Annotated in this window: 7 protein-coding genes; 6 read left to right on the top strand and 1 reads right to left on the bottom strand. The window is 44.2% G+C overall.

Annotation, left to right across the window (positions count from 1 at the left end; all coding sequences use genetic code 11):
• Positions 1-44: 44 nt before the first annotated feature.
• Positions 45-557: a peptide deformylase gene (gene def, locus G632_RS0107845; RefSeq protein WP_022768470.1), complete on the top strand. Its 513-nt coding sequence runs from the start codon at positions 45-47 to the stop codon at positions 555-557.
• Between the two features lie 37 nt (positions 558-594).
• Here the strand turns inward: def and G632_RS0107840 are convergent, their stop codons facing one another.
• A complete protein-coding gene (locus tag G632_RS0107840) occupies positions 595-1,659 on the bottom strand; it encodes a LacI family DNA-binding transcriptional regulator (RefSeq protein WP_022768469.1) in 1,065 nt (354 codons plus the stop codon).
• A gap of 232 nt (positions 1,660-1,891) precedes the next feature.
• Here G632_RS0107840 and G632_RS0107835 point away from each other — a divergent pair, with 232 nt between their 5' ends.
• The 5 genes from G632_RS0107835 (at position 1,892) to G632_RS0107815 (ending at position 11,509) form a co-directional block, all read left to right on the top strand.
• Positions 1,892-3,406: a glycoside hydrolase family 32 protein gene (locus G632_RS0107835; protein WP_022768468.1), complete on the top strand. Its 1,515-nt coding sequence runs from the start codon at positions 1,892-1,894 to the stop codon at positions 3,404-3,406.
• A gap of 26 nt (positions 3,407-3,432) precedes the next feature.
• Positions 3,433-8,466 carry a hypothetical protein gene (locus tag G632_RS0107830; protein WP_022768467.1) on the top strand — a complete coding sequence of 1,678 codons (5,034 nt, stop codon included), beginning with the start codon at positions 3,433-3,435 and terminating at the stop codon, positions 8,464-8,466.
• Between the two features lie 87 nt (positions 8,467-8,553).
• Positions 8,554-9,546 carry a methionyl-tRNA formyltransferase gene (gene fmt / locus G632_RS0107825; RefSeq protein WP_022768466.1) on the top strand — a complete coding sequence of 331 codons (993 nt, stop codon included), beginning with the start codon at positions 8,554-8,556 and terminating at the stop codon, positions 9,544-9,546.
• Positions 9,547-9,581: 35 nt separating this feature from the next.
• On the top strand, positions 9,582-10,292 hold the full coding sequence (locus G632_RS0107820; protein ID WP_022768465.1) for a zinc metallopeptidase: 711 nt from the start codon (positions 9,582-9,584) through the stop codon (positions 10,290-10,292).
• A gap of 146 nt (positions 10,293-10,438) precedes the next feature.
• A complete protein-coding gene (locus G632_RS0107815; RefSeq protein WP_022768464.1) occupies positions 10,439-11,509 on the top strand; it encodes a CPBP family intramembrane glutamic endopeptidase in 1,071 nt (356 codons plus the stop codon).
• The last annotated feature ends 1,017 nt before the right edge of the window (positions 11,510-12,526 follow it).

Genomic DNA, 12,526 nt, shown 5'->3' with positions numbered 1-12,526 from the left:
CGTACAATCAAATTAAAATATCAGTTTTTATATAGGAGTAGGAAATGGCTTTAAGACAAATCAGAGAATATGGAGACGACGTCCTTGCCAAGGAGTGCAGGGAGGTAAAAGAGATAACACCCAGAGTTCGAGAGCTGGTAGAGGATATGCTCGATACCATGTATGAAGCGAACGGCGTGGGACTTGCAGCACCACAGGTTGGTGTGCTTAAGAGAATAGTTGTAATTGATGTATCACCTGAAGCTGATCAGCCACTTGTAATGATCAATCCGGTTATCGTTGAGAAGGATGGAGAGCAGACAGGATACGAGGGATGTCTTTCACTTCCCGGCAAGTCAGGTATCGTAACCAGACCCAATCATGTAATAGCAAGAGCTATGGACCTTGATGGCAATGAGTATGAGATAGAGGGCGAGGAGCTCCTTGCAAGAGCCATCTGTCATGAGCTCGATCATCTCGACGGTCACATGTATGTTGAGAAGGTAGAGGGAGATCTTGTAGATAACGAGGATCTCGTGGCACAGCAGGAACAGGAATATGAGGACAATGCGGAGTAATACGTCGCAATAAAAAGAGACCAAAAGGTCTCTTTTTTTATTGCGCATTTTCTATGGAACCTGTCGATTGTCTGTAGATGACATCTGTTTCGATATAGGTCTTTTTGTAAGGCATGCTTGGATTTGCGATTCTGGCAAGTAAGAGATCGGCAGCGGTATAACCCATGGAGCTGCTGTGAATCTTAACTGTAGTAAGGTTTGGCTCAATTATGGTTGCCTCAGGTGAATTATCAAAGCCACAAACGAGAACATCTCCCGGTATGTTCTTTCCCATCTGCTTAAGAGCCTTCATGGTGGAGGTTGCAAGGAAATCATTGGCACAGAAGAAAACCTCCGGAAGAGCCTTAAAGGAGCGGATCTTTTCTGCTATGAAATCCGGATCAAAATAGGGACTTGAGTCGTCATCAAGTATGCACAGATCTGTTCTTACTGCGATACCATTGTCGGCAAGTGCCAGTACGTAAGCCTGCCATCTCTCATTAAATGACTGACAGTGGAATCTGTCTCCGACAAAAGAGATATTTCTTTTTCCTGCATGGATCAGAGAGCTTATCAGGCGGTAAACACTCGAGAGGTTTTCCATGTAGAGTGTATCAGCCATGAGAGAGCTCTTTTGCATAATAGGAGTATCAACGAACAGGATAGGAATATTCTGCGAACACAGGAATCTGCTGTATTCCATGGAAAAGAGCTCGATGCATAGAATTCCTGCGATGTTATCGAGGTTTATGTTGGACGGAAAGCACAGATTTTCTATCTCGTAGTCCTTAATTATATTTATTGAAAGCTTGTAGCCAAGAGAATCAATCTTGTTCTGAAAGGCTTCAAGGAGCTTGGTTCCGGAGTGAGATGCTCCGGGAAAGGAGTGCGTAAAGAGCGCAATCTCCATCTTGTCTTTATTTGCAAAAGAAGCGCTTCCCGTCTGGACCGGAGCGGATTCAATTGTTGTGAACTGCTTATAGCCCATGGCAGTAGCCATCTGGCATATCTTATTCCTGGTATCGGCTGATACACTTCCTGAGTTGTTCAGTGCTCTTGATACTGTGTTTCTTGACATTCCCAGGGCGTCAGCTATTTCCTGCAGTGTTACTCTGTTTCCCATAATTCCCCCAATATCTTTCTTTACTGTTTAATATGATACCTTGAATTGATGTAATGTGTCAAATGTAACATTACGCCGATTACAAGATGTGCAAAATGCACAAATTAGACCTGCATAAAAAGTGGTATTACACGAAAATGTGTGACAAATGCACTTTTTAATTGATACAAATGAAACATAATGGTATTATAATGCTGTCAAAAGATGGTGCAAAAGCACCAAAGGAGGAACAATGAGAAAGATAAAGACATTTATTATAGCGGGGATTGTTGCAACTTGCCTATTGGGATGCGGAACTGAAGAAGTAGCAAATGCAGCAGAGGAGAGTGCATCAGATGAGAGGTATCTAGGGGAGAGCATAGAAGATCATGTGCTGTTTCCTACGTCAAGCGAAGGTCTTATCGGCGATACGATGCCTTTTTATGACGACGGAAACTTTAATGTTTTCTTTCTGGCAGATCAAAGGGACGGAAAGCAGGGCTACCACCCATGGGGGCTTTTAAGGACAAAGGATTTTACCGCCTATGAAGATAAGGGAGTTGTCATAAACTACGCGGATGATGTGGAGGCTCAGGATATAGCCCTCGGAACCGGAAGTGTGATAAAGGGAAGCGACGGCAGGTATCACGCTTTCTACACAGGACATAACGATATGTTTGAACCCAAGGAAGCAGTTATGCATGCTGTCAGTACGGACCTTGAGAACTGGGAGAAGATACCAGAGGATACACTCTATGCAAACGAGAATTATTCTCAAAATGATTTCAGGGATCCTTACGTATTCTATACAGATTCCAAGAACTGTTATTCAATGCTGGTTGCTACAAGGAAAGACAACATCGGTGTAATTGCAAGATATACATCAACAGATCTAAAGAGCTGGGAAGATGCCGGAGTCTTTTTTGAAAATGATATGGGCACGGATTCAAACCTGGAGTGTCCATCGGTTCTTTTGTATAAGGGGAAATGGTATCTGTCTTTTTCAGATCAGTGGCCCAACAGGCTGGTGCATTACAGAATAGCAGATAATTTCGACGGACCTTTTAAGATTCCCGAGAGAGACATATTTGATTGCAACGGCTTTTATGCCGGAAGGATGGAGACGGATGGCGAGAAGCTCTATATAGTCGGTTGGAACGGAACCAAAAAGAGCCACACAGACTCAGAGGACTATGACTGGGGCGGTAACATGGTAACTCATCTTCTGATGCAGCACGAAGACGGAACACTTAGTCCGGTGCTTAATCCGGAGGTGGAAGCTCTTTTATCAAATGAGCTTGAGATACAGCCGGTTAAGATGGCAGAGTCGGGTGAATTTGAGGATGGATGCATCTCTTTTGCCGGAGATAAGTATGAGATGGCGGGATTTAAAGAGCTGTCGGGAAGCTATTTATTTAAGACCACGATCAGGGACTTTGATAAGGACGGAATGTTCGGATTTTGCTTTAACACCAATGAGGAGAGTGTGGGACGACTAAACATTGTCTTTGATGGAGCAAATGGCAGGATAGATTTTTACAACGGCAGCAACATCATGGAGAGAACGGCTCAGTCCTATGTGCCATACGACATCAGTGATAAGGATGAATTGGATGTTTCAATGCTGATAGCTGACGGTGTTGTGAGCATGTATGTAAATGATGAGATCGCATTTACTGCAAGAATGTATCTGTCGCAGGCTTCGGACTTTGGAGTGTTTGGGGTCGGTTCAAAGGTGCGCTTTGAGGATATAAAGATTTATAAATAAACGATCAGTCTTTTAGGGAGGTAATCATGGGGGACTTTTTTAAAAAGGTATTTGGTATGATCGCAGGTCATAAAACAATATCCGGAGTTGCTTTTGCCTGTGTGGTGGCTTTTACTGCAACTGCATGTGCGATGTTTTCAAAAGAAGAAAGCAGAGTGATCGTAAATATCGAAGATGAAATAATGGCACTTGCAAATGCATGGCCTGCCTCTTTTAATACGGATAACTATGTTGAACCGGAGTTTACGGACGATCCGGAAAGGACCAACAATGCATTCAATGTTGCAGACTTCGGGGAGCAGGGACAAAACGGGTGGTTTTACAGATACGGTTCTTCTTTGGACCCCGTTAAGTCAAAGAGAGTTGAAAACTTTGACGGCGACAGATACTTTCAGCCCGGAAAAACCGGACTTGAGATAAAATCAAACTTCATTCATACGGCAGAGGGAACTTCACCAATTCTTGAATGGAGGGCTGCTGAGAGCGGTGATATTAACATTGAACTTGCCTATGTAAAAAATGTAAACAATGACAAGAATCCAAATTACCCTGACGGAGTAACGCTTTATGTTTACAAGGGGGAAGAGGCTATTGCAAGATACTCCGTTGATGCCAGGACAGACAGGGAAGAAGTTGTGGAAGAGGCGCTAAAGGACATCCATGTTGAAGATTTAGAGAGCCTTTACTTTGTTGTTGATCCCAACATGAATAATGCCTATGACGGCGGATCTTTGTATGTGGCAATCTCAGATGTTAATGCAAAGGGCCCGGAAGCTGTAAGAGACGGAAAGAGAATTGATAACAACGCATACTTTGCAGATGACTTCGGCGTTCAGGGAAGCAACGGCTGGACTTATATGTGTGGTAAGAGCGTTACTGATGCAAAGCTTGTATCTACTGAGAAAAACGGTGAATACATGAACTGCACTTCGCCAAATCTTACCATCAGTCAGTTCTTTATTCATCCGGCCATAAATGATGCAGCGATGCTTTGCTGGCAGCCATACTCAGACGGAGCTGTTGAAATCAGGGGAACTTACACCAAGTTTGAGCAAAATGATGGAAACCCAGACTGGCCTGATGGCGTTGTGGTTTCAGTATATAAGAACACTCAAAAGCTCTTTTCCAGGAAAGTTGCAGCTCCTGCCAAGGGAACAAATGAGATTTCCTTCAGAGAAAAGAATGTTTCTCTAAGCACAAAGGACAGGCTGTACTTCGTGGTGGAAGCCGGAGGTAATGCTTCTTACGACGGCGGAAGTTTTGATATTTCCATTTTTGACAGGTCGAATGTTAAGACTGAAAACGATGTGATCATCGAGGGAAATGATACAAGAGAAAACTACGCAGATGTAAAGTATGACTTTGGAAAGCAGGGTGAGAACGGCTGGTTTTATCAGGAGGGATTTGAGGACGAACCGGTTGGCGCCATTAACATGGCCAGGTTCGAGGAAGCGGATTACAGATATTTTGACAGCACTTATCTGGAGATCAAAAACGACTTTGTCAATCCCGGAAGAGGCAAGTCTGCGGTTATCAAGTGGAAGGTTGCCAGGGACGGAAACATTAAGATCGATGCTTCCTACACCAAGTTTAAAAATGAGGACAAGAATCCGGGCTACCCCGATGGAACAAGGGTTACGCTCTATCATAACGATACCGTTCTGGTGCGCGAGGAGTTTGCTGCCGACAGAAAGCAGGAAGTGACAAAGCGCCTTGATGTGGCTGCACTTCCTGTCAAAAAAGATGACTGCATAACAATGGTGATCAACGGAAAGACCAATAATGCCTATGATGCCGGAAACTATGAGTTCTCGATTTTTGACCTTTCAGGGGCTGTCACAGAGGAGGACGTGGAGATCGATGAGAGCGAGACCAGGCAGAACTTTGCTGATGTGAAGTTTGACTTTGGGCAGCAGGGTGATAACGGATGGTTCTATCAGGAGTCTAAGGGCGATGCACCGTTTGTTGCCTACAATATGAGAGGTTATGACCCGGGAGAGGAGCGCTACAAGGATAAAAGAGATCTCGAGATCAAAAGAGATTTCGTAAACCCCGGAAAGGGCAAGTCCGCCGTTATCAAGTGGAAGGTAGCCCAGGACGGAACCATTAAGATAGATGCTTCTTACACCAAGTTTAAGAACGAAGACAAGAATCCCGGCTGGCCAGATGGAACAAGGGTTACTCTATACCACAACGAGGAAGTGCTGCGTCAGGAGGAGTTTTTAGCTGATACTGAAAAAGAGGTAACGAAGAGGCTGGATGTGCCGGCCATTGATGTGTCAAAGGATGACTACATCACCATGGTTGTCAACGGCAAAGAAAACAATGCCTACGATGCCGGTAAATTTGAGTTTTCGATAAAAGGTCTTTCACCTCTTACGGGACAGACTGAAAGCAATGTAATAGACTGGGGCAGAGTGCGCACCAACAATGCTTCTGCAGTAGATGACTTTGGCTCTCAGGGAAATAACGGCTGGTGCTTCCAGTCGGGATACTATCTGGATCCTGACTTTGCAGTTAATGTGGAGAGGTTTGTGGATGGCGATAAGTACACCACAAAGGACGGAATAGAGATAAAGCGTGACTACATCATGCCTGCCAATAAGGGAAGATCAGCCAACGTGAAATGGGTTGCAGCTCAGGATGGAAAAATCGATATTATGGCATCATATACCAAGCTCAAGAATGAAGATGCAAATCCCGACTGGCCTGACGGCGTTACGGTATATCTTTACAAAAACGGCGATGTCCTAAAGCGCGAGGATTTTGATCCTCTTACGGACAGAACTGTTACAAAGGATTTTAATGTAGAGGGGCTTGATGTACGAAAAGGAGATAAGATCACTCTTTTAGTGGATGGAAGATCCAATACTGCTTACGACGGAGGCAATTACACCTTTGTGATCGAGGACGCTGAACTAAAGACCATGAAGATGGTCAATGAGAGCGGTGAAAACCGTGCAAACCTGGCCTTTGACTTTGGCGAGCAGGGAAGCAACGGCTGGTATTACCTTGAGGGACGAAGCATAGATCGCGCTGAGGTCCTCTCAGTTAAGACCACTGATAACTCCGGTTTCGTGTCAAGAAAACAAAAGGGACTTGAGGTTAAAAAAGACTTTGTTCAGCCAAGGTTAAATGCCGATGCAATGTACAAATGGGTAGTAGCTGCTGACGGAAATATCGATGTGACTGGGCAGTATGTAAAGTTTGGACATAATGATCCAAACGCCTCATGGCCTGATGGTGTAACTGTTAATATCTACAAGAATAAAACTAATATCTATAATGCAGTTGCCGGCTGCTACAAGGGCGAAGGTAACGACAATGTTAAAACCATAGATATTAAAAATCTCCAGGTGAAGAAAGGAGACATCTTAACCTTTGATGTAGGATGCAACAGGAACAACGCCTGGGACGGCGGAAGGCTGGAAATCGACATCGCCGATTGCGAGGCTAAAAAGGTTGTGGTTGGTGATGAAGTAAGGTCAAACAGGACTGTTCTCGGAAAGCTTGAGAACTTCGAGCAGGGGGCAGACGGCTGGTGGTTCCTGGAGGGAACAGATTTAAGGAATGCAAGAGTTCTTTCATACATGAACGAAGACAAGACTGCATTTGTATCTCCGACAAATAACGGCCTTGAGATGAAAAAAGACTTTGTTCATCCCGGTGAAAAGAAAGCGGCCATTTACCAGTGGGTTGTATATGAGGACGGACAGATCGATGTGCTGGGGGATTACACCAAGTTCGGACATAATGATGAGAATCCGGATTATCCTGATGGAGTAAAGTTTAGTATTTTCCTGGGTGACGAGGAACTTAAGGCTGTAGACGTCAAGGCATTTGCGGGTGATGGCAATGACAACAAGGTAAGCTTCATGATGGACAAGCTTGATGTTAAAAGAGGAGATAAGCTCTCGTTCGTTATCGATGCGGGAAGCAATATTTCTTTTGACGCAGGAGGACTCTCAGTCAGCATTTATGAAGCAAAGCAGAAGCCGGAGGGAGAAGAGGCAAGGACCAACTACACTAATCTGTATGATGCCTTCGGTGAGCAGGGGTCAGACGGCTGGTACTACGGAATGTGTGACTGGAACGGTGCAAATTTCGAAGAGCTTGAATACGACAGTGAAGCAGGCAGGTACTACAATGACGGAAAGCCTGAGCTCAAGGCTGATTTTGTAGAACCCGGAAACGGCAGGAATGCAGCTTATCAGTGGGTAGTTGCACAGACCGGCACTATCAGGGTTAAGGGTGAGTATACCAAGTTTGCCAACGATGAGGATCCTGAAGCTAACGGCGTCTGCATGAGGATATTCATTAACGGCGAAGAGAAGAAGTGGCTCGGCGGCGAAATTCAGGGGAACTTCAGTGGCGTAGCTGTTAAGGGCTTTGATGAGCAGTATACGGTTCATGAGGGAGATATTCTTATGTTTGCGATCGATCCGGACGGGAATGATTCCTACGATGGCGGAAAGCTATCTGTCACCATTGAAGACGCTGATGGAATCGCAGGAGATGATCCTGAAAAAGATCCTGATGAAGAGCCTGATGATTCGGAAGATGATGGCAGGACCAATAACACAAATCTCCGGGATGCTTTTGGCGAGCAGGGGTCAGATGGCTGGTACTACGGAATGTGTGACTGGAACGGAAGCGGATTTGAGGAGCTTAACTTTGACAGCGAAGCCGGAAGATATGCAGGTGACGGAAAGCCTGAACTTAAGGCTGATTTTGTAGAACCCGGCAATGGCAGGAACGCAGCTTACAGATGGGTTGCAGCAAGGAACGGAGCTGTTAAGGTTTATGGAAGCTACACCAAGTACGCCAACAGTGATGATGCTGACGCCAACGGAGTTTGCATGCGAATATTCTTAAACGGCGAAGAGAAGAGATGGATTGGCGGTGATATTCAGGGCAACTTTGATCATGAGGTGGTAAAAGAATTCTATGAAGAATTCACAGTATCAAAGGGCGATGTTATCATGTTCGCCATAGATCCAGACGGAAATGATGCCTATGATGGCGGAACATTATCTGTGACAATTGAAGCGGTTCAATAATAAGGAGTCTTGGTCTCATTTCAGAAATGGGACTAAGGCTTTCTTTTTGTGATATAATTGAGTCCGACGTAAAGGAGAATTTTGCATATGAAAATTGTATTTATGGGAACACCTGATTTTGCCAGGTCAGCCCTTGAAAAAATAATTGAAGCAGGACATGAGGTGGTTTTGGTTGTGACACAACCCGATAAGCCAAAGGGCAGAAGCGGAGAGCTGCAGCCCTGCGATGTTAAGGTATGTGCCCTTGAGCACAACATTCCGGTTTATCAGCCGGTGAAGATCAAACAGCCGGAACACGTAGAGTATCTTAAGACAATTGATGCGGATATATTTGTAGTCGCTGCCTTTGGCCAGATCCTCTCACAGGAGATCCTTGATATTCCAAGGTTTGGCTGCGTCAACATTCATGCATCCATTCTTCCTGAGTACAGAGGCGCAGCGCCTATCCAGCAGGCAATCATTGATGGTAAGAAGACCACCGGAGTTACCATCATGCAGATGGCAGCCGGAATGGATACAGGGGACATCCTTCTTCAGAGAACAATCAAGATTGATGAAGAGGAGACGGGAGGAAGTCTTTTTGACAAGTTATCAAAGCTTGGCGGAGAGCTTATTGTAGAGGCACTTCCCAAGATTGAAAAGGGTGAGATAACTCCCATTCCGCAGGATGAAGCTCTTGCAACCAAGTGTGGCAAGCTTTCCAAGGATATGGGAAGGATCGATTTCTCAGAGGATGCAGAGAGTATCAGAAATCTTATACGCGGCCTTAATCCATGGCCCTCAGCTTTTACATATCTGGGAGGCAAGATGCTCAAGATCTGGCATGCGAAGGCTCTTTCTCCTGTTGATTTCGGAGCACTTTGCAATAGCCTGAGTCCCGAGGCTGGAGCCAGGGCAAAAGAGATTGCAAGTACAAAAGCGTATGGCAGCATCATTGCAGTTTTAAAAGATTCGTTTGTTGTCCTTACAGGTGATGGATATCTTCAGATTACAGAAGTTCAGCTTGAAGGCAAAAAGAGAATGGATGTTAAGGCGTTCCTGTTGGGAAATAAGCTTGAGATCGGAACTGTTCTCAAGTAATGAATTATTGAATTGAAAAGAGGTGATTTATCACTATGTATTACGGAATGGGAAGAATGGGATATGGACTTGGCATAGATCCAATGTATATCCTGACAATAATAATGGCTATCGTATGTATGATAGCCAGTGCAAGGGTTTCATCAGTTTATAAAAAATATAACAGAATACGCAGTATGAGTGGAATGACCGGAGCTATGGCAGCCATGGAGATCCTCAGGAGAAACGGGATTACAGATGTTGCAGTACAGCATGTTCCGGGAAATTTAACAGACCACTATGACCCAAGAACCAAAACGGTGAATCTCTCCGATGCTACCTATGGTTCAAATTCAGTTGCTGCAGTTGGTGTTGCTGCTCATGAATGCGGCCATGTACTTCAGCATCACACGGGATATGTTCCGTTGCAGATAAGGTCGACCATATTACCTGCGGCGAACATTGGCTCTAAGGCCGGAATACCGATCATAATCCTTGGATTGTTCCTGAGCTTTTCGCCTCTTATCACCATCGGAATCTGGGTGTTCTCACTGGCAGTTCTGTTCCAGGTTGTAACGCTTCCCGTGGAGTTTAATGCTTCCCACAGAGCGTTGGTGATGCTTGAAGATTACGGAATACTCGGACCTGAAGAAGTGGATTCTTCAAGGAAGGTCTTAAGCGCAGCAGCCATGACTTATGTGGCAAGTGCTGCATCTGCAGTGGTACAGCTCTTAAGGCTCGTGCTCCTTAACAACAGAAGAAGATGAACAATTTGTGAAGCCTGCGGAATAACCGCCGCGGGCTTCTTTTTTTATGCTAGTATAAATTGAGTGTAAAATCCGCTCAAATCAGTGTATGGGGACACAATTTAAGGTTTGAGTGGTAAATTGTATATTCAAGGAGGAATAAAAAGATGAGTGTTAATGAAAGAAAAAAGTTGTATGTCTTTTTGGCTGTAGCCTTTGGTATGACAGCGCTGATGAGCATATTTATGTTCCTGGGACTTAAGGGGGACAAAGACCTGACGGCCTTTGTCAATGCGATGATGACTTACCCGGCTTGCGGAGTAATAATCGGTATGCTGTTATTTGACAGGAAAGAAAAGAAACTTCCGATGGTTGGATTTATCGCGTTTCTTGTTACATCAGCGATCATGGTTATAATGGCAGTAATATCTGCTTTTGCACCACAGCAGATGATTGACAGTGGCGCCGGAATGGTCTCTAACTGGAATCTGTACAGTCAGTACATTCTTTTGATTGGAAGTGTTGTTGCTTATATAGCATTCTGGGCTTGTGGAAGAGAAAAGAGGGAGAATACGGGACTTTGCAGAAAGAATGTTTTGCTTAGTATAGTGATGATCCTTGTGTTTGTTGTACTTTTCTTTTGCAGATTCTATATTGCACAGCTTTCGGCCAACATAGCAGCAGGAGAGGGAATCGGTGATTTTTCTGAATTAAATGCAATGACCTTCAATCCCATGAACTGGTTTAGTGCAGTAATGATCATGCTGAATTTCCCAATAACCATGATTGCTTTTCTTGGTGAAGAGTACGGCTGGCGCTATTACCTGCAGCCAATCATGCAAAAGAAGTTTGGCCTTAGACTTGGTGTTATTCTCGTGGGTGTTGTATGGGGAATCTGGCATACAGCTGCTGATTTCATGTTCTATTCAACTACTTCAGGTCCGCAGCTTCTTGTCACACAGATTATAACCTGTGTAACAATGGGAATTTTCTTTGGCTATGCATATATGAAGACTCAGAATATCTGGGCTATAGCAATAATGCATTTTATCAATAATAATTACGTTGTTATATTCACAGGCGGAGATGTTAACGTGCTTCAGAACCAGAGCCTGACCTGGTCTCAGATTCCGATAATGCTGATCAGAAGTCTGATCTTTACTCTGTTCATCTTCGCACCTATCTTCAATAAGAAAAAGGTGGCTGAGGAAATCAACACTTTAGACACAGCAGTTTGAGTCACCGGGGACGTTTCAGATTGACTCAAAATGAGACACTGGAGACGTTTCACTTTGACTCATTTTGAGACACTGGGGACGTTTCAAATTGACTCAAAAACTGACAATTTTGCGGGGGTTAGCTTATTGGCCCGCCGCCAATAGATAGTTGCTCATAAAGATACCGGAGCCAAGGGCTGCCCGGGCGCCAAAGAGCGGCGCCCAGCGTACTGTCCCTTGACTCCGGTATTTTTATGAGCGCTCAGTCACTAAGGCGGGCAGGATAAGGAGATGCTGATAACTACATAATTACAATTAGTTTATCCGGGGGAGATTTCGCTGTTACAGTGCATCACAACAGGCTGATAATTTAACCATGGTTGGAAACGTAATTTCGACCACCCCACAATTTTCTCCTATACGAAAAATAGTTGGAAAGTTCAAAAAAGATTTTTGGGCTTCCATAAACAATTACATCACATGGCATCCGTAGGCCAAGTGTTGTGATGTAGGATGAGCGTTAGGAATCAAATTATTTTGATCTGTGGCTTGGAAAAGAGCTTGTAATTTCCAACTATTTTTTTATATAGCTATTTTTGTGATGCATTTCAAAAACAAGCTCCAACCAACATAACTTTATAGAAGGTTTTGTGATGCACTTTCCGTCCCATAATTCCCCGCACATAAAAATAAGTCAAAAGAACCGTCCTCCTGACTTAAAAAGGAGTCAAAGAGAACCGTCCCCATTGACTCAAAATGAGACAAAGTGAACCGTCCCCATTGACTCAAAATGAGACAAAGTGAAACGTCCCCATTGACTCAAAATGAGTCAAAGTGAACCGTCCCCATTGACTCAAAATGAGTCAAAGTGAAACGTCCCCGGTGACTCATGTTTGACAAAATTCCATAATACATCAGATAATTGAATATATATAAGTACTTGGAGAAAAACATGGCAAATATCAGAGAAATAGTTCTGGGTATCCTTATTGAATACGACAGGGATGGCGTTAGAAAGCCATCCCTTTTAAAGGACTG

Origin of the sequence: Butyrivibrio sp. NC2007 (assembly GCF_000421405.1) — a bacterium.
In the GTDB taxonomy this organism is placed as follows: domain Bacteria; phylum Bacillota; class Clostridia; order Lachnospirales; family Lachnospiraceae; genus Butyrivibrio.
This window is presented reverse-complemented; position numbering and strand designations above follow the sequence as displayed.